The organism is Phenylobacterium sp. J367 (genome assembly GCF_024699985.1).
In the GTDB taxonomy this organism is placed as follows: domain Bacteria; phylum Pseudomonadota; class Alphaproteobacteria; order Caulobacterales; family Caulobacteraceae; genus Phenylobacterium.
In genome coordinates, this window is the sequence record NZ_JAJONA010000001.1 from 1,326,371 (window position 1) to 1,343,562 (window position 17,192).

At 73.1% G+C, this 17,192-nt stretch carries 16 protein-coding genes and 1 tRNA gene; 6 read left to right on the forward strand and 11 right to left on the reverse strand.

The genetic code is table 11. The features are described 5' to 3' along the window. A complete protein-coding gene (locus LRS04_RS07175) occupies positions 1-1,707 on the reverse strand; it encodes a PQQ-binding-like beta-propeller repeat protein (protein WP_257815765.1) in 1,707 nt (568 codons plus the stop codon). Between the two features lie 367 nt (positions 1,708-2,074). On the opposite strand from LRS04_RS07175, the gene LRS04_RS07180 reads away from it, so the two are divergent. After that, positions 2,075-2,151 (forward strand) — tRNA-Arg (locus LRS04_RS07180). Positions 2,152-2,304: 153 nt separating this feature from the next. Here LRS04_RS07180 and LRS04_RS07185 read toward each other — a convergent pair. After that, positions 2,305-2,967, reverse strand: coding sequence for a 2-hydroxychromene-2-carboxylate isomerase (locus LRS04_RS07185; protein WP_257815766.1), 663 nt, complete (start codon positions 2,965-2,967; stop codon positions 2,305-2,307). Positions 2,968-3,036: 69 nt separating this feature from the next. On the opposite strand from LRS04_RS07185, the gene LRS04_RS07190 reads away from it, so the two are divergent. From LRS04_RS07190 to LRS04_RS07200, 3 genes are all read left to right on the forward strand, one after another. Further along, a complete protein-coding gene (locus LRS04_RS07190) occupies positions 3,037-3,669 on the forward strand; it encodes a TetR/AcrR family transcriptional regulator (RefSeq protein WP_257815767.1) in 633 nt (210 codons plus the stop codon). 4 nt (positions 3,670-3,673) lie between these two features. Beyond that, positions 3,674-5,143, forward strand: a complete 1,470-nt coding sequence (locus LRS04_RS07195) for an MBL fold metallo-hydrolase (RefSeq protein ID WP_257815768.1) — start codon at positions 3,674-3,676, stop codon at positions 5,141-5,143. A 551-nt stretch (positions 5,144-5,694) separates the two neighbouring features. Further along, positions 5,695-8,154 carry a PAS domain S-box protein gene (locus tag LRS04_RS07200; RefSeq protein ID WP_257819013.1) on the forward strand — a complete coding sequence of 820 codons (2,460 nt, stop codon included), beginning with the start codon at positions 5,695-5,697 and terminating at the stop codon, positions 8,152-8,154. Positions 8,155-8,235: 81 nt separating this feature from the next. Here the strand turns inward: LRS04_RS07200 and LRS04_RS07205 are convergent, their stop codons facing one another. The 6 genes from LRS04_RS07205 to LRS04_RS07230 all read right to left on the reverse strand — a co-directional run bounded on the left by LRS04_RS07205 (position 8,236) and on the right by LRS04_RS07230 (position 12,934). Then, positions 8,236-9,231, reverse strand: coding sequence for a 2OG-Fe(II) oxygenase (locus LRS04_RS07205; protein ID WP_257815769.1), 996 nt, complete (start codon positions 9,229-9,231; stop codon positions 8,236-8,238). Positions 9,232-9,250: 19 nt separating this feature from the next. Further along, entirely contained in the window at positions 9,251-10,012 is a 762-nt protein-coding gene (locus LRS04_RS07210; RefSeq protein WP_257815770.1) for an anti-sigma factor, read from the reverse strand. After that, the gene (locus LRS04_RS07215; protein ID WP_257815771.1) at positions 10,002-10,541 is read right to left on the reverse strand and encodes a sigma-70 family RNA polymerase sigma factor; all 540 of its coding nucleotides are present in this window, start codon (positions 10,539-10,541) and stop codon (positions 10,002-10,004) included. The genes LRS04_RS07210 and LRS04_RS07215 overlap by 11 nt, the downstream gene beginning before the upstream one ends. Positions 10,542-10,569: 28 nt before the next feature. Next, positions 10,570-11,487, reverse strand: a complete 918-nt coding sequence (locus LRS04_RS07220) for a sucrase ferredoxin (protein WP_257815772.1) — start codon at positions 11,485-11,487, stop codon at positions 10,570-10,572. Beyond that, on the reverse strand, positions 11,484-12,278 hold the full coding sequence (locus LRS04_RS07225) for a cupin domain-containing protein (protein WP_257819014.1): 795 nt from the start codon (positions 12,276-12,278) through the stop codon (positions 11,484-11,486). Before LRS04_RS07225 ends, LRS04_RS07220 begins: the two co-directional genes overlap by 4 nt. Positions 12,279-12,685: 407 nt before the next feature. Further along, positions 12,686-12,934, reverse strand: coding sequence for a hypothetical protein (locus LRS04_RS07230; protein ID WP_257815773.1), 249 nt, complete (start codon positions 12,932-12,934; stop codon positions 12,686-12,688). Between the two features lie 184 nt (positions 12,935-13,118). Here LRS04_RS07230 and LRS04_RS07235 point away from each other — a divergent pair, with 184 nt between their 5' ends. Then, positions 13,119-13,331, forward strand: a complete 213-nt coding sequence (locus LRS04_RS07235; RefSeq protein WP_257815774.1) for a hypothetical protein — start codon at positions 13,119-13,121, stop codon at positions 13,329-13,331. Here the strand turns inward: LRS04_RS07235 and LRS04_RS07240 are convergent. Continuing rightward, on the reverse strand, positions 13,328-14,065 hold the full coding sequence (locus LRS04_RS07240; RefSeq protein ID WP_257815775.1) for a metallophosphoesterase family protein: 738 nt from the start codon (positions 14,063-14,065) through the stop codon (positions 13,328-13,330). The two genes, LRS04_RS07235 and LRS04_RS07240, sit on opposite strands and share 4 nt — an antisense overlap. Then, complete coding sequence (locus LRS04_RS07245; protein WP_257815776.1) at positions 14,062-14,763, reverse strand: hypothetical protein; 702 nt, start codon at positions 14,761-14,763, stop codon at positions 14,062-14,064. Before LRS04_RS07245 ends, LRS04_RS07240 begins: the two co-directional genes overlap by 4 nt. A gap of 183 nt (positions 14,764-14,946) precedes the next feature. Here LRS04_RS07245 and LRS04_RS07250 point away from each other — a divergent pair, with 183 nt between their 5' ends. Beyond that, entirely contained in the window at positions 14,947-16,455 is a 1,509-nt protein-coding gene (locus tag LRS04_RS07250) for an MFS transporter (RefSeq protein WP_257815777.1), read from the forward strand. A 1-nt stretch (position 16,456) separates the two neighbouring features. Here LRS04_RS07250 and LRS04_RS07255 read toward each other — a convergent pair whose 3' ends face one another. Next, a complete protein-coding gene (locus LRS04_RS07255; RefSeq protein WP_257815778.1) occupies positions 16,457-17,191 on the reverse strand; it encodes a hypothetical protein in 735 nt (244 codons plus the stop codon). Between the last annotated feature and the right edge of the window lies 1 nt (position 17,192).

Below are 17,192 nucleotides of genomic sequence, written 5' to 3' on the forward strand. Positions count from 1 at the left end.
CTATTTCTTCGGCCTGTAGGCCACCAGCACATTGCCCGCCGCCTGGCCGAACGAGCCGTAGCCCGAGTTGACGAACAGCATGCCGTCGCCGGCGAAGACGCCCGCCGCGTCGATCGATCCGCCCGCGCCGGGGATGCCGTTCACCGGCTTGTAGGCCGTGGTGATGGTGTCGTGCATGGCGAGCACCTTGCCGCTGCGGGCGTCGAACACCCAGACCCGGCCGTCGAGCGAGCCCGCCACCACCGCGCCGTCGATGACCAGGGGCGCCGCGGAGAGGCCGTAACGGTTGCCGCAGATGCCGATCTTGGCGCGCTCGCCCGTGCAGTCCGGTTCAGCGCGCCATTGCCAGGCGACCTTGCCGGTCCTCACATCCACCGCGTGCATCCCGGCCGCCGACTGGTCCTTCGGCACGTTCGGGTCGCTGATCGGGGCGAAGACGCGGGTCCCGTCGGTGGCGATGCCCCAGTGGACGCCGCCCAGCGCCGAGCCCTTGCCGAACTGCTGGCGCCACAGGACCTTGCCGTTGGCCGGGTCGAGCGCCCAGACGTCCCCCGACTTCTGGCCGCCGAGGACCACGTCCTTGCCGCCCTTGCCGCGGAACACGACCGGACCCGCGCCGAAGTCGTGGTCGAGCAGCACGCTGCCTTCCTTGAAGAAATAGCAGTTGGGGCCCGGCGGACGGGCCGCGTCGATGCCCACCGGGCAGGACATGTTCCAGACATCGTTCTCCAGCGCCTGGAAGACCCAGTTCTGCCGCCCGGTGGCCAGGTCGATGGAGGCGATGGCGTCGGAGGTCACGGTGGCCGGCGGCGAGGTGTTCTCGCCGGTCGAGGCGAAGACCACGCCGCGCTTCACGTCGATGGCCGGTGAGGACCAGATCGGCGCGCCGGACGGGCCGTAGGCGGCGGCGCCCTGGCTGTTCTGCCGGCCGAGCGGCTTGGCGTCCTCCATGGTGTGCCAGGTCCAGAGGACCTTGCCGTCCTTGCCATCGACCGCGACCACCGCCCCGTGGCCCTTGCAGCACTCGTAGGCCCCACGCATGGCGGCGGCCACGTCCGTGCCGGAGATCGGCGTGACGATCCGACCCTCGTGGATCAGCGGCGTGCCGGTGAGCTGCGTGGTCTTGTCGTGCCGCGGATCGGCGCGCCAGAGGATCTTGCCGCTCTGGGCGTCGAACGCGATCAGGTTGCCCGCGGAATCGCCGCCGACCAGGCCCAGGGGGCCGTCCTTGCCCAGGCGGCCAAATGTCAGGCTGGTGCGCACCTGGGACGGCGTGGCCGTCGCCCATTTCACGCAGCCGCTCTTGGTGTCGAGCGCCAGCACGTGGTTCGCTTGGCCCGCCGGATAGAAGAGGGTTTCGCCGACCACCACGCCCTGGCCGCGCAGGCCGCTGGTGCGCGGCAGGGCCAAGGCCCAGGCGACCTCCAGGTTGCCGAGGTCCTTCGTCGTCAGCCCGGCCTGGGCGGCGGACATCCGGCGCGTGTTGTCCAGGTCGACACCGAAGCCGATCTGGGCGGGCTTGGCCGAGAGGTCCACCGTTCGGCGCTCGGGGGCGCACATGTTCTGGTCGATCCAGGCCGTACCCACGGGCGCCTCGGCCGGCGCCAGATAGCTGGCCACCGCCCGCATCTGCTCGCGGGTGAGCTGGTCTCCGATCGGCTTCATCACGCCGGTCGTGAGCGCCGTGGTCAGGGTCTGGGCGCTCATCCGGCGCAGGGTGGCGACGGGGGGCGGCGCGGCTGCCGGCCTCGGGATTGGTATGGCAGGCGGCGCAGAACTGGTCGTAGACCGCCTTGCCGGGGTGCTCGGGCGGCGGCGCCTCGCCGTGCCCCTGGGCGATCGCGAAGCCGGCGGCGAGCGCGGCGGCTGCGGCGGCGGCCAGACCGGCGCCCGCGCGCGCAGTTTTGGACCAGGTGACCATGCGTTTCCCCCAGAGATGGCGCGCCGCCTCGGACGGGCGGTCTACGACCGACAAGCTAGCCGTACCGGCTCTTCGGAAAATTGCCCAACTGAAATCTGATGCGCCGTTTGCGGCCGGCGAGGCTTTCGGCTAGAGAACCGCTCCCGCTGCCAAGCACCCGTAGCTCAGCTGGATAGAGCGTTGCCCTCCGAAGGCAAAGGTCACACGTTCGAATCGTGTCGGGTGCGCCAGCGGCCTTCGTCGCCGGCCAGAAAGATGCGAGGCCCCTGGGGCTTCGCCTAGATCCCAGGGCCGCCGGCGCTTGCGGCCGCGGCTGCCCAGCTCGCCCTGGGGCGGAGCGCCGATGTGGCGGCTTTGAGATGCTGGAACTCGTGCCGGATGGCCTAGCCTGACGCGGGACGACGGGCGAGACCGTGCTGGCCTAGGCGCCAGAGGAGGACGTCGAGCCGGTCCTGGCCGAAGAACGGCTCGTCCCTGAAGACCATGGTCGGCACGCCCCAATGGCCCACCGCCTCCAGGCGGTCGTGGCTGGCCTGGATGGCGGCTTCGAGCCGCTCGCCGTCCGCGGCGGCGATGGCCTCTAGGCCCGCGAGGTCGAGCCCCGCGCGGGCCGTGGCCTGCGCCAGGTGGTCGCCCTGGTCCCAGCCCTGGACCTCGCCGCCCCAGATAAGCCGGCTGACCTCGACGATGAACGGCAGGCCGCGGCCGGCCTCCACCGCGGCCTGACCCAGGTGGGTGAGCCGGCGGATGTAGGGCTGGTTGGCGGCGACCTCTCCAGTGGCGAAGTCCATGACGATGGGGTCCGGACGGGGCGGGCCGAAGGGCAGGCCGTGCATCTGGGCGATGCGGAAGCAGTCCCGCGCCACATAGAGCGGCCAGCGGCGGTCCTGCCGCTTGAAGAAGCCGTCGACGCGGACGGCCAGAGGGTAGACCGGGCGCACGCGGAATTCCGCGTCGTACTCGGCCGCCATGGCCGCGAGCCTAGGCGCCGCCAGGTAGGAATAGGGGCTGCGGAAGGACCAGAAGACCTCGACCTCGAGCGGCATCGTTCGCCTCGTTTGCAATTCTGACGAAAATGTCCAATAGTGACGAAATCGTCAAGAATGGAGATGGCGATGCCAGAGGCCGCGCCGCGCGTCGACCGCCGCCGCATCCGCACCCGCGCCGCATTGCTGTCGGCCGCCCGCGCCCTGTTCGCGGAGCGTTCGGTGGACGGGGTGAACATCGACGAGATCGTCGCCGCCGCCGACGTGGCGAAGGGCAGCTTCTACAACCACTTCCCCGACAAGGCGGCGCTGGCCGCCGAACTCGCCGCCGAGATCCGCGCCGCGGTCGAGGCGCGCGTCGCGGACCTGAACGCCGGCGTCGACGACCCGGCCCGGCAGGTCGCCCGCGCGGTCTGCTTCTTCGTCCGCCAGGCGGCGGAGCATCCCGAGCCGGCGGCGGCGATGCTGCGCCTATTTCCCGGCGCGACCGTGCCCGACGCGCCGATGGACCGTGGCGTCCGGGCGGCGGTGCAGGCCGGGCTGGCCGAGGGCCGCTTCCGCGGACTTCCGCTGGAACCGGCGGTGCTGATGGCGGTGGGCGTCGTCCAGATCGGCGTCTCGCGCACCCTCCAGCGGCCTGGGGACGCCCGCCGCCTGGCCGAGGCGCTGGCGCAGGGGCTGCTGCAGGGGCTGGGCGCATCCGCGCCCGAGGCCGTGGCCGCCTCCGCCGCGGCGGACGTGTTCGGCCTCCACCGAGGGTGACCCCATGCGGATCAGCGGGTTCCTGACCGGCCTCTATGCCCTGCTCTTCGCCGCGCTCGGCCTCGGCCTCTGGCTGGCGCCGGAGGCCGCGGCCACGCGGCTGCACCTGGCGGCCCTGGGCGACGCGGGGGTTTCGACCCTTCGCGCCGACCTGGGCGGCCTCTTCCTCGCGCTCTCGGCCCTGGCCGCCATCGGCCTCTTCGGGCGCCGGCCCCTCGCGCTGTGGGCCGCCGCCGGCGTGCTGGGCGCCATCGTCGCCGGCCGGCTGGTCGACGCCGTGGCGGGCGTCCCTGGGCGCGAGGGCCTCGTGGCCCTGGCCGTCGAGGTCGTCGGCGCCGCGGTCTTCGCCTGGCGGGCCCGGCAGGGCGGCGGCCAGGCCCGGCCGCGGCTCTGGACGGGCCTGGCCGCAGGCGCGGGCGTGCTCGCCGCCGCAGCTGGCGCGCTGGCCCTGCCGGCCGTCCAGGACGCCCTAATGCGCCGGGCTTTCCAGGACGTCGTCGCCCGGGACCAGTCCGCCCTGCTCGCGCCGGACGCGCTCAGGGTCGCGGTCTGCGGCAGTTCCGCGCCGCTTCCGAGTTCCCGCCGCGCGAAGGCCTGCGTCGCGGTGATGGCCGGCGGCCGCTTCTACGTGGTCGACGTGGGCCCGGAGTCCGTCGAGGTGCTGATGCAGTGGGGCGTGCCGCTCGACCGCATCGGCGGCGTCTTCCTGACGCATTTCCACTCCGACCACATCGGCGATCTCGGCGAACTCAACCTGCAGACCTGGGTCCGGGGGCGGGCCGCGCAGCTGGCGGTCTATGGCGGGCCAGGCGTCGACGAGGTGGTGGGCGGCTTCGACCGGGCCTACCGCCTGGACCAGGGCTACCGCACCGCGCACCACGGGCCTGTGGTCACCCCGCCAGCCACCTGGCCGATGCGGGCTCTGACGATCGAACTGCCGGGAGCCCCGACGCCGCGCCGCGACCGCACCGCGGTGGTGTTCGACGACGGATCGCTGAAGGTGACGGCCATCGAAGTCGACCACGCCCCGATCCAGCCGGCGCTGGCCTACCGCTTCGACTATCGTGGCCGTTCGGTGGTGATCAGCGGCGACACCAAGGCCCATGCGCCGCTGGCGCGCGCCGCAGCCGGCGCGGACCTGCTGCTCACCGAGGCGATCTCGCGGCCTCTGGTGGAGATGCTCGAGACCGCCGCGCGCGACGTCCGCCGCGATCGGGTCGCCGCGATCATGCACGACGTGCAGGACTACCATGTGTCGCCGGAGGAGGCCGCCGCCCTGGGCAATGCCGCCGGGGTGAAGCTGGTGGCCTACTATCACCTGCTCCCGGCGCCGGATAATCCCCTGGCGCGGCGAGCGTTCGCCCGCGGCGTCGCCGGAGTCCGCAAGGGCGACTGGACGATCGCCGAGGACGGCAGCCTCTACACCCTGCCGGTCGGGTCGGACGCCGTGCGGATCGGCCGCGTCGATCCCTAGGCGCACGGCCTGTGCGACGGGACGCCGCGCCCCGGGGAAGGGCGTCTTCCGCGCGCCGGCTTTCCAGCATATCAAGGTTCGCCGAAGGGCCTGGGGCAAACGACCTGTGACGGAGGGTCTGGACCGGGATCGGAGCCATGTCACCGGCCTGCCCCGCTGGGGGCCGGCGCGGGCGTTCGGCGTCGGCTTCGTCATCTTCGTCGTCGGCTGGATGAGCTTCGCCCTGCCGCGCGGTCCCCGGGAATTCACGCCAGTCAGCCTGGTCAGCGCGATCCTGCTGGCGATCCTCCTGCTGGCGCCCCGACGCGCCTGGCCGGGCCTGATCCTGGCGGCGCTGGTCGGGCGGAGCCTGTCGGCGCTCCTGGCCGGCGCGCCGCCGATCGTCGCGCTGCCGCTGTCGCTCTGTCACGTCGCCCAGTCGTTGCTCGCGGTCAGCCTGGTGCTGCGCTGGCTCGGCCGCCCGCCGGACTTCGCCGACCTCGGCCACCTCTGGCGCTACCTCGCCGCCATCGCCATCGCCGCGACCGCGGGCCGCCGCCGCCGCCGCCCTCCTGAACGTCCTCGTCCTGGGCCTCCCCTTCTGGCCGGGCGCGGTCGTCTGGGCGACGCGCGACTTCACCAGCATGGCGACGCTGGCCCCCTGCCTCCTGGTCCTCGTCGCCCACCGGCACGCCTGGCGCGACCTGCTGCGGCCGCGCGCCTGGCCGCTCGCCCTGCTGCTTGTGCTGGAGGTCGCTGTACTGCTCTTCTCAACGGCGTCGCTGCTCTATCTCGTGGTCGTGGCGCTGCTGCTGGTCGCCTGGCGGCTCGGGCCGCTGGGGGCCGCGGTCGGCGTGGTCTCCGCGCTTGTCCTCGCCGTGGAAGGGGTGATGGTCGGGCGCGGACAGCTCTCGACCTTCCCCGGCACGCCGACCGAAAAGCTCCTGTTCGTGCAGCTCTTCCTGACGGTCAGCTTCCACGTGAGCGTGCCCGTCGCGGCCCGGCTGGCGCGCGCCAGCCAGCTCCAGGCGGCGCTCGGCGAGGCCCTCGCCGCCACGCAGGACTCCGAGGCGCGATTCCGGCTCCTGACCGAGAGCATGAGCGACATCGTCCTCAGGTTCGATACGCAGCAGCGCCTGCGCTACATCTCGCCCTCCTGCCGGGTGCTGGGCTACACGCCCGAGGAGGTGCTGAGCCGCCGGATCGAGGACTTCGCCCACCCCGACGACCTGGCCAGGGCGCGGTCCAATGTCGACGCGCTGCTGCGGGGCGTATTCGATCCCGCCGCGGACCGCCGCTACCGGGTCCGCAAGAAGGACGGATCCTACCGGTGGTACGAGGGCAGCCCGAGCCCGATCCGCGACGGCAGCGGCGCCGTCGTCGGCGTGGTCAACCTGCTCCGGGATGTCCATGCGCAGCAGGCGGCCGCCGAAGCCCTTGCGGAGAGCGAGGAGCGCTACCGGGTTCTGGCGGACCAGATGAACGACATGGTCGGCTGCTACGGGCGCGACGGCAACCTGACCTTCGTCACCGGAGCCTGCCGGCAGCTCCTCGGCTACGACCCGGAGGAGCTCGTGGGACGCAACGTGGCCGACCTGATGCCGCAGGATGACGCCGACGCGGCCCGGCTCGCACTCCGGCGACACCTGGAGCTGGGCGGCAACGATCCCTGCCGGATCGAGTGCCGGATGATCCGCAAGGACGGGTCCATGGTCTGGGTCGAGGGCAACCCACGGGCGATCCGCGACGAGACCGGCGCGGTGGTGGCCTGGCAGGACGTGGTCCGCGACATCAGCGGTCACAAGGCGCTGGAGGCCAAGCTGCGGACCGCCCGCGCCGAGGCGGATTTCGCGGCCACGGCCAACGCCGAATTCCTGATCGACATGAGCCACGAGTTCCGGGGCCCGCTCAACAGCGTGCTGGGCTTCGCGCGGCTGAGCCATGCGCGGCCGGGCCTGCGCGACCCGATCCGCACCTATATCGAGCGGATGGAGGAGGCCTGCCGCGGCCTGCTCGGCCTGGTGAACGACGTCCTCGACTTCTCCCGCCTGGAGGCCAAGCAGGTCGCCTTCCGCCCGCAGCCCACGCCGGTGGGCGCCTTTGCGGCCGCGGCCCTGGCGCAGATGGAGCCCCAGGCGCGGGCGAAGGACCTGGAACTCCGCCTCGCCGATCGGACGCCGCCCGACCTGGTGGTGTCCATCGACCAGGACCGTCTGCGGCAGGTGCTGCTCAACCTGCTCGGCAACGCCGTGAAGTTCACCCATGCCGGGACAGTCAGCCTCGAGGTCGCCTACGACGGGGCCGAGCGGCTGCATGTGACGGTGCGCGACACGGGCCCGGGAATCCCCACCGTACGCCTCGACCGGCTGTTCGAGCGGTTCAGCCAGGTCGACGAGGCCGGCGACCGGCTCTATCGCGGCGCCGGCCTTGGCCTCGCCATCTCCAAGGGCATCATCGACGGGCTGGGCGGCGAGATCCGCGCGTCCAGCGAGGCCGGCCAGGGCAGCGCCTTCAGCTTCTGGACGCCGGCCCCAAGGGTGGACATGGCGGCGGCCGCCGCCGACCTCGGGGACGGAGCCCCGCCGCCACGCATCCGCGTGCTCATCGCCGCCGCCGATCCGGACGTGCGCGCCTGGGTGGTCGAAGGCCTGTCCTCCCTGAAGGCCGAGCTCCTGGTCGCCCCGGATGGCGAAGCCGCCCCTGGCGCTCGCCCGCGCGGAGCCGGTGGACGCAATCCTGCTCGACCTCGACCTGCCCAAGGTCACGGCCGCCACGATCGTCCGGCGGCTGCGCGCCCGGCGGGGGCCGAATGCGGCGACGCCTATTCTGGGGCTCGCCGCGGTGGCCAGCGAGGGCCTCTACGGGGCGGTGGTGGACAAGGGCTTCCAGGGCCTGATCGACCGGACGCTGACGCCGCCGGAACTGACGTCGGCGGTCGTCCACGCGGTGGCCGTCGCCAACGACACCATGACGACGCCTGCCCGCGCGCCGGCCGCGCCGCCGCGGCGGAAGTCGCAGAGGCGCCGGGCTAGGACGCGGCGCGCGCCTCGCCGGCTTCGGCCGCCTCGGTCGCCAGCTGGTGCAGGTTGGCCTGGCGAACCCGCGCGGCGGTCTCATCGTAGAAGAACGGCAGGAAGGCGTACCGCCGCCCCCCTGACGACCGGCGTCGCTTCGTGCAGCAGGCTGCAGGAGAACACCACAGCCCCGCCGGTCGGCGGCCGGTAGGTGCGCGTCCCGAACTCCGGGAAGCGCAGGTCGCCGCCCTCGAACTGCTCGGCGTTGAGGTTGATCGAGCAGGCGAACTGCCGATGCGCCGTGCCGCCGGTGGTGTTGTCGCGGTGCGGCCGGAAATAGCCGCCCTCCTCGGCGTCGTACGCCGCCACGATGTAGCGCTCCATCCGGGTGGCCCGGAACTGGAAGGCCTTTTCGATCTCCGGCAGCAGGCGGTGGAAGATCCGGTGCTGAAGCCGGTCCTTCAGACCCTGGTCGTCGATGGTCGCGTCGCGGCGCTTCTTGAAGTCGTCGAGCACGCCGACCGTCTTCCCGTCGATCTGGCGCATGACGCCCGAGGGCGCGCCGCCGCGGGCGTCGTAGTAGGCAATCAGCTCGCGGCACAGCGGCGGCTCGAAGATCCTGGGAACGATCAGCACCGGCGCATGCAGGCGCACGCCGGCGTGGCCGTCCGGGACCGGCAGGGTCTCGAGGAAGGCCAGCAGGCGGCCGTAATCGTCCGGCTCGGCGGTGAACACCGTGCGCAGGCTCGGGTCGAGGACCACGGCGTAGGGCTGCTCGCCGGCGTCGTCGAGCGCGCCGAACGCGCGGCTCACCGCCCCGTCGGCGTCGAGGAAATAACGGACCCCCCGGGTCTCGCGCCGGGCGGCGTGCTGGGCCAGGTCCCGGACCACGAAGAAGACCATCTGCCGGCTCGCGTCGAACAGCGACTCGCGGGCCAGGATCTGGGCGATCTGGCTCTGGGCGCGGGCGGTGTCGGCGGGCAGCAGCACGACCAGGACAAAGCGGCCCGCGACGCTGGAGAAGGCGAAGCGCGGGTTGCTGTGGGTGGGCGCGCTGAACCAGGGAGCAGCGACGCCGAAAGTCAGGCGGGGCATAGGATCGGGACTTTCGGGATCAGGACTCGTGGGCGGGGAGATCGGCGCTCGCCAGCGCCTCGGCGGCCGCCTCGAGGCGTCCAGCCGGCATCCTGCCGATCAGGGCGAAGGCCAGGTCGCCTTCCTGCCAGTAGGAGACCTGACCGGGCTCGCTCCGGATGGTGGTGGGCGCAATGGTCCGCCGCTCGTCGGTGCGGAACGCGAATAGGGAGACCGCGCCGGACGGCGTGGCGAAGGAGAGGCCGACGCTGGGGCCCTCGGCCGACGGATAGACCTGGGCGTCGGTGACCCGCCAGCCCGCCGGCCGGGGCGGCAGGGCGATGTCGGTCGCGGCCCGGATCTCGTCTGCGTCGTAGCGTGGCGTTTCGGGCTGGGACGTCATCGCCGCGCGCAGCAGGGCGGTGCGGTGCGACGCGATCGCGTCGGCCACGAAGGCCGGGGCGCCGGGCGCCACAGGCATGTCGGCCGCGCCCGCCCAGAAGCCGGCCACGAAGACGGCCGCCAGCGACGCGGCGCGGGCCGCCCAGCGCCTGTAGGGCCGCCACGCGAGCCCCCGTTGCAGCCGCCGGGCGCTCGCGGTCAGGGCCGGTGAGGGATCGGCCGTCTCGGCCTCGGCGAGGGTGCGCAGCGCGTGGGCCAGCGCCATGTCGCCCATCAGCCGGGCGGCGGCCTCCGGGTCCTGGGCCAGGCGGTTGAGGGCGGCGCGGCGGCCGGTCTCGTCCAGTTGGCCGTCCATGAAGGCGTTGAGGTCCAGGTCGTCGATACGGTCGTCACCGGTCATCTTCGCCTCCCACAAGTCTGAGCCTCGGCCGGGCCGGCGCCTCGGCTCCGCCAAGCTCGGCGCGGAGCGCGGCGCGCGCCCGCGAAAGGCGCGACATCACCGTGCCCACCGGAATCTCCAGCGCCGCGGCGGCGACCGGGTAGGACAGGCCCTCCACCGCGACGAGGTGCAGCACGGCGCGGTGCTCGGGGCTGAGCCGGCGGAAGGCCGCCTGGACGAGTTGCAGGTCCGCGGCGTGTTCCTGCACGGGCTCCGCCGCCACGGGGGCCGTCCGGGCCGCGGCGGCGTCGCGGGCGGCGGCGGCGCGACGGCTGCGTTCGGCGCTCACGAAGGCGTTGTGCAGGATGGCGAGCAGCCAGGCGCGCAGGTCGGCCCCGTCCCGGAAGGTGGCGCGCCTAGCGTGCGCGCGCTCCAGGGCGCTCTGCACGAGATCCTCCGCTGCGGAGGCGTCGCGGACCAGCGCGCGGGCGTAGCGCAGCATCTGGGGCAGATGCTGGACGACGTCGAGGCTCTCCGACTTGCGGCTCATATCCAGGCTTACGCCGCCGAAGCCGGACCTATTCCCGCTGCGGCGAAACTTTCTGGCCCGGGCCGCCGCCCGTCCCCGGGTCGAGCGGTGTTGCGCCGGCGTAGACCAGCCGCCGGCCCGCGGCCTGCTGGCCGGCGGCCAGCTTCTCGCAACTGGCGAAGAAATGCACCTCCACCTGTCCGAGCGCGATCTCGAAGCGGCGTCCGTCGGGCAGAGTGGCCTCCACCCTGGGCCCGTCGTGCGGCTCCCGGCGCAGGTGAAGGGGGGCGGTCGCCGCGTCGAAGATGCCGTCGCGGGCGAGGCCGGCGCGCACGAGCTGGGCGACCGGCCCCTCGAACACCCGACCGCGGTAATGGGCGGGATCGAGCCGCCCCTCGGCCTCCCGGGCGGTCAGGGCGGCGAGGTCCTGGCTGTCCAGGTGGGCGTACATGCTGCCGGAAGGGAAGAAGATGCCCGTCGCCGCGAACCGATCCCCGCCCAGGTGCGAGCATTCGAGCGGCGCGAAGGGCGAGAGCCCGGCGTCGAACAGCCGCTTCGCCTCGCTGAAGGCGGCGAAGCCGAACTTGGCGCAACAGCGGTCGCGGGTGCCGTGGGTGCAGATCGCCACGCGAGGCCTCGGTTCGGCTTCCACGGTCCAGCGGCGGCCCACCACCTCCAGGAGGGCGGCCAGTCCCGGGGCGGCCGACGCCCGCGGGCTTGCGTGCACCAGCACCGGGCAGCGCGCGCCGGGCGTCCCCTTCGGCGGATTGTAGAGCCGGGTGACCACGCCGCCCTTGCGGGCCTGGGCGATGGCCGACAGCTCCTCGGGCGAGGCCCAGCCGGTGTTCAGCTCCCGGTCCTGCCACAGCCGCTTGGCGACCGGCAGGAAGACATAGGCGCCGGCCCGTACGCCGGTGCCGGCGGCCGGCGCCCCGTCGGCGAGGTCGGCGCGCGAACAGAAGCTCACGCAAGCGGCCCGATCACCAGCACCCCACGCCGGACCAGCTCGCCCACAAACGCCGGCAGCTTCGGACGGTCCGCGTCGGGCAGGGCCGCCGCCAGTTCCGCGTAGGTCAGGGGCTCCCGCGCCGCCAGCCGGCGCAGCGGCCCGGCCAGGCTCGCCGCGACGGTGAACTCGGTCCCCCGCCAGCTCAGCACCACCTCGCCGGGCCCGCCGGGGGCGACCCGGACCGCGCCGTCGGAGAAGGCCAAGGGCGCGTCCGGCGGCCAGGTCTCGTCCGCCGCGCCGAGGGCCGGGAAGGAGAGTTTCGCGCGCTGCGGCTGGGCCGCCTCCACGCGGCGCCGATAGGCCCGGGCGAGCTCCGCGGGGTCCAGGGCGGCGGCGCGGGCGAGCAGGTCCGAGAGCCGGGCGGCGAGCGCCGCCTCGCCCCGCTCGAACGGCAGGTCGGCGCGGACGTCGGCCTCGGCGAGCAGGTGGTCGGCGAGCCAGTGCAGGAAGTCGCCGCCGGTCTTGCGCGTCAGGCCGACGGTGAGATGCAGGGTGGGCTCCCCCCGGCCCTGGGCGGCGTGCCAGTAGCCGCGCGGCAGGTAGAGGACGTCGCCGGGCGCGAGGTCCAGCTCGTCGACGGGATCGGCGGGCCGCTCGTGGCCGGAGGTCTCGGCCTTGCGGGTCGGCGCGGGCCGGGTCGAGCCATAGAGCCGCCAGCGCTTCGTCCCCTCCACCTGGATGACCAGAACGTCGTGGTCGTCCCAGTGGACATCGAACCCCTGGCTGGTCCCCCCAGCAGGCGTAGAGATTGGCCTGGGACGAACAGGCGAAGTCGGCGGACAGGCCCGCGCAGAGCGCCTGCAGCGGCGGGCTGAGTTCGTTGGCCGCGTCCAGGATCAGCGTCGCCCCGTCGCGCAGCCGCTCGGTGAGGACGGCGGCGTCGAGGTCGAACAGGGTCTCGCCGCGGCGGGTGCGCCGGGTCCGGAAAAGGCCCTTCGTCCAGTCGCCGCCGCGTTCCAGCCTGAGCCTCGGCGGCGCCAGGCGGTGCTCGGCCAGCGCGGCGTTGAGCTCGGGCCAGCCGAACAGGGCGCGCGCGGCGTCCAAGCCGATCCGCCCGCGCCAGGCGTCGCGTCCGAAGGCTTCGGTCAGGAGCCGCCGGCTCCCCTCCGGCCCGAGCAGGCCGGAGAGGGCGGGCGAGACGGGGTCAGGCCGGGCGTCAGGCGCTGTCGCCGTCCGTGCCGTCGGTGGAGTCGCCGTCGGTCGCGTCGGTGTCGCCGGCGTCACCGTCGGTTCCATCGGCGTCGTGGCCGTCGGTTCCATCGCTGTCGGCGCCGTCCGTTCCATCGCTGTCGCCCCCGTCGGTCCCGTCGTTGTCGCGCGGCTCTCCGGCCTCGTAGCTCGAAACGGCGCCGCCCGGCTCGTCGACGCCGTGCAACAGGGAGGTGTCGTCGGAATGCTGGCTCATGGACCCCGTCCTCTTGAAACGCAGATCGGGCGCGCCGCCCGATACGGCGCCCCTGGCCTCATCGGAACGCCCGGGACGCCGCGATCGATCCTCCGACATTCTCGCGACCGTCCTGCAACGGCGCGGGGGGCTTGGTCGTTGAGCCGACAGACGAGGGACAAAGCTGCCAGCCACGGGTGATCTGATGAGGCCACGCGACCTGCGCGCCATCCTCTTCTGCACGGCGACGACCGTGCTTCTCTTCGCGCTCTCCTATCTCGCCTTCCGCAATTACCTGGCGAGCCTGGCCCTGACGGGCGCGTGGGCGGCCTTCGCGCTGACGCGGCCCCGGATGCTGCGGGTCTTCCGCCGCCTGCGCGGCGAACCCGACTGGAGCGGCTACTTCAAGAACGACTAGGCGTCCGCCGGCGCGGCGGCGCGGGCCTGCAGGACGGCGCGATCCTCCCCGTCCAGGCGGACGGCGGTGAGCACCCCGGTGGCGAAGGCGCCGGTGTCGACGCCGATCCGGCAGTCCTGGAGCTGCGGCCGGGCGTCCAGCCAGGTGTGGCCGTGGACGATCACCTTCTCGTGCGGGCCGGCGGCCTCCAGGAACGGCCCGCGGATCCAGAGCAGGTCCGCCTCGGCCTGGGCGGCGAGCGGCTGGCCCGGCCGGATGCCGGCGTGGACGAAGGCGTAGTCGCCCACCGTCACCATCAGCTCCAGCCGCTGCAACAGCCACAGGTGCGCCGCCGGCATGGCCGCCAGCAGGGCGTCGCGGGCGCGGGCGAAGGCGGCGGGATGCTCCGGCGGCTCGACCCCGTAGGCGATGAGGGTCTCCGCCCCGCCGTAGGCCAGCCAGCCGCCGCCCCGCTCCGGGGCCTCCAGGAAGTCGAGCAGGGCCTGCTCGTGGTTGCCTCGCAGCAGCCGCACCTCGATGTCCGGCCGACGGCGCAGCCAGAGCAGGGCCTCCAGCACCTTCGGCGACTGGGCGCCGCGGTCCACATAGTCGCCGAGGAAGACGAGGATCGGCCTGCGCCCGTCGGCGCGCGCCGCATAGTCGCCGGCGATGTCGGCCAGCAGGGCCTTCATCAGGTCATAGCAGCCGTGGACGTCGCCGACGGCATAGACGAGGGCCCCGCCGGTGGTGCTCACGACCGGGCCTCGCGCGCCAGGCGGGACAGGTCGCGGGCCATGTCGCCATAGGCGGCGGCGACCCGGGTCGGCTGGTCGTCGGCCCGGTGGCGGAGGTTCGCCCAGCGATTGCGGTAACTCACCAGGCGGCCGCGCTCGACACCGGCGCGGGTCGCCTGGGCATAGGCGCGGCGGAGCTGGCGGTCGGCGGCCAGCACCTGCGGATAGCCGCAACGGGCGCGCGCGCCGCCGGACAGCCGCTCGCAGCCGCCGGCCGCCTTCGCTTTCGCCTTGGTCTTCGAGTTCGCCTTCACGATCCGCGCCGGCGGGGCCTCCCGCGCAACGGCGGCGGACTGCACCGGCGGCGTGACGGGACCTGGCGGCGGCGTGAACACCGGGGCCGGCAGCTCGGCGCGCGGGGGCGGCTGGGGCGCCTCGGCGACGACGATCGGCACGTGCGGCTCGGTCGGCGCGGCCACGGTGCGGACGGGGCGGGGATCCATCAGGACGGCGCCGACCGCCAGGCCGGCCAGGGCGGCGGCGGCGATCCCGCCGAACCGGGCGGCGCGGCCGGTTGCGTTGACGGCGCGGGGTTCGAAGGCCTGGGCCTGTGCGGCCGCGGGCGCCGGTTCCGCCGCCACGGGCCGGAAGATCGCGCCAAGGTCGTCGTCCACGCTGCGCGACAGGTCGCCGCGCGCGGATCCAGTCTCCATCTGCATCGCGCTCGCCTTTCGGCCCCCGCTGGCTCCGGTGGAAGCTCAGCCGTCCTAGAATGTGCAGCGGGCCGGATCGATCCCGCGGACCGTGACCGTACCGGACTTTCGATTGACGGCCCGCCGCAACCCGGGCTTCCTGAACGGCAACGCCGCCCTCGAGAGCGGCGTCCAGGGGAGGAAGACGACGTGGCGCAGACCCAGGCCGGGGAGGCGGAACGCCTCACGCTGAAGACCAAGCTGGCGTTCGGCGTCGGCAGCGCGGCCGAGATGATCGCGCTCTATTCGGTCTCCAGCTTCGCGCTTCTCTTCTACAATCAGGTGCTGGGCGTCAGCGCCGCCTGGGTCGGCCTGGCGCTCTCCATCAGCCTCGTGGCCGACGGACTTCTGGAGCCGGTGGTGGGCTCGCTCTCGGACCGCACCCGCTCGAAGCTCGGCCGCCGGCACCCCTGGATGTTCGCCGCGCCCATCCCCATCGCGCTCGCGCTGTTCGCGGTGTTCAGTCCGCCCGCCGGCCTCTCCGACCTCGCCCTGGCGGTCTGGTGCGGGGTCAGCGTCTCGTGCATGCGCTGGGCGATGACGTTCTTCCACACGCCGCACCTGGCCCTGGGCGGGGAGCTGGCGGCCAGCTACCTCGAGCGCTCCAAGGTGATGGCCTACAACAGCTTCTTCACCTTCGTGGGCGGCGCCGGCCTGTCCTTCGTGGCGCTGACCTTCTTCTTCCCGCAGACCCCGGCGTTCCATAACGGCCTGCTGAATCCCGGGCCCTGGAACGACTTCGCCTTCGCCATGTCGGTCGCGATCGTGCTGATCCTGACGGCCTCGGCCTGGTTCACCCGCGACCGCATCCCCTACCTGCCGAAGCCCTCTGAGGACACGCCGCGGTTCAGCCTGCGCGAGTTCTTCGGCGACGTGGCCAAGGCCCTGACCAACGTGAACTACGTCTGGCTGCTCGCCGGCTACTTCTTCCTGTCGATGATGCTGGGCCTGCGCGAGGGCCTGCGCCTCTACGTCTACAGCTTCCTGTGGGAGATCTCCTCCAGCGACATGCGGCTGTTCATCATCGGCAGCTTCATCGGCTATGTGACCGCCTTCGTCTTCGCGGCGAAGATGCACGGCCGGTTCGACAAGAAGCGCACCGCCATCTGGTCGGCCGTGGCCTACGCCGTCATCCCGGGCATCCCGACGACGCTCGGCCTGCTGGGCGTGCTGAAGGCGGACACCCCCGGGCTGCTGCCGATCCTCATCGCCTTCGCCACCGCCGGCTATGCCGCGGTCAGCATCCTGCAGATCAGCATCATGTCGGCCCTGGCCGACATCGCCGACGAGAACGAGCTGAAGCACGGCGTGCGGCAGGAGGGCATCCTCTATTCCACCCGCGCGCTCGCCGCGAAGCTCGACCAGGCTATCGGCACGGCGCTGGCCGGCTTCGTGATCACCCTGATCGCCTTCCCCGACAAGGCGTCGCCCGGCCAGGTGGACTTCGAGGTGCTGCAGAAGCTGGCGCTGTGGGACGGCGTGCTCGCCGCCATCCCGGGCGTGCTCGCCGCCGTCTGCTACGGCCGCTACCGCATCGACCGCCAGGCCTACCAGACGACCCGCGAGGCGTTGGCGAAGCGCCGCTCGGAGGCCTTCGAAGCCGCCGGCACGGCCCCGACCCCCAACACCGGCGCGGCCGCGCCCGCGCCGGCGGAGTAGCTCAGCCCCGCCGGAGCGCCTGGATCAGGCTGCCGGTGTAGGCGGCGTGGCCGACGTGGGTGAGGCGGGCCTCGATGTCGGCCCAGATGTCGCCGCCCAGGTCGCGCCAGCGGCGGCAGAAGGCGTAGTCCTCGGAGAGGTATTCGCCGGTCGCCTCCTCCAGCAGGGTGTCGAACACCATCACGGCCCGCGATCCGTCCTCGAGCACGGCGTTCAGCTCGGGATGCGCCTCGGCGATGCGGGTGAGGGCGGACCGCGAGATCATCAGGACGCCGGTGCCGCCGTAGGCCACCTTGGCGATGCCGTCGTGCACCTCCACTGAGCTGTCGGCCGTCGGCAGGAAGCGGACGACGTAGCCGATCGAGGCGGCCTGCAGGTCGGCGACGTCGGCCTTGGCCGCGGCCCTGAGCTTGTCCCAGTCGATGTGCTTCAGCGGGCAGACCGCGGCGACCACGTCGTGGCCCGAGTCCAGCAGGCGGAAGACGGTCTTGGGCTCGAAGCCGATGTCAGCGTCGATGAAGAGCAGGTGGCTGGCCTCCGGATGGGCCAGGAAGCTTGCCGCCAGCCGGCTGCGCGCCCGGGTGATCAGGGCGTCGTTGGCCAGCAGTTCCACGTGCAGGCCCACGCCGCGCTGTTCGCAGGCCTCCTGCAGGCGCAGCACCGACTGCATGAAGTGCAGGTTCACCAGGCCGCCGAAGCAGGGGGTGGCGAGGTAGATGAACGGGCGGCCCGGCATG

Coding starts and splice junctions, on each gene's coding strand:
- LRS04_RS07210 (WP_257815770.1), bottom strand. CDS start 10,012: ATGACCGGTGACGACCGTATCGACGACCTGGACCTCAACGCCTTCATG.
- LRS04_RS07235 (WP_257815774.1), top strand. CDS start 13,119: ATGAGGCCACGCGACCTGCGCGCCATCCTCTTCTGCACGGCGACGACC.
- LRS04_RS07255 (WP_257815778.1), bottom strand. CDS start 17,191: ATGCCGGGCCGCCCGTTCATCTACCTCGCCACCCCCTGCTTCGGCGGC.
- LRS04_RS07230 (WP_257815773.1), bottom strand. CDS start 12,934: ATGAGCCAGCATTCCGACGACACCTCCCTGTTGCACGGCGTCGACGAG.
- LRS04_RS07215 (WP_257815771.1), bottom strand. CDS start 10,541: ATGAGCCGCAAGTCGGAGAGCCTCGACGTCGTCCAGCATCTGCCCCAG.
- LRS04_RS07185 (WP_257815766.1), bottom strand. CDS start 2,967: ATGCCGCTCGAGGTCGAGGTCTTCTGGTCCTTCCGCAGCCCCTATTCC.
- LRS04_RS07205 (WP_257815769.1), bottom strand. CDS start 9,231: ATGCCCCGCCTGACTTTCGGCGTCGCTGCTCCCTGGTTCAGCGCGCCC.
- LRS04_RS07195 (WP_257815768.1), top strand. CDS start 3,674: ATGCGGATCAGCGGGTTCCTGACCGGCCTCTATGCCCTGCTCTTCGCC.
- LRS04_RS07175 (WP_257815765.1), bottom strand. CDS start 1,707: ATGAGCGCCCAGACCCTGACCACGGCGCTCACGACCGGCGTGATGAAG.
- LRS04_RS07245 (WP_257815776.1), bottom strand. CDS start 14,763: ATGCAGATGGAGACTGGATCCGCGCGCGGCGACCTGTCGCGCAGCGTG.
- LRS04_RS07190 (WP_257815767.1), top strand. CDS start 3,037: ATGCCAGAGGCCGCGCCGCGCGTCGACCGCCGCCGCATCCGCACCCGC.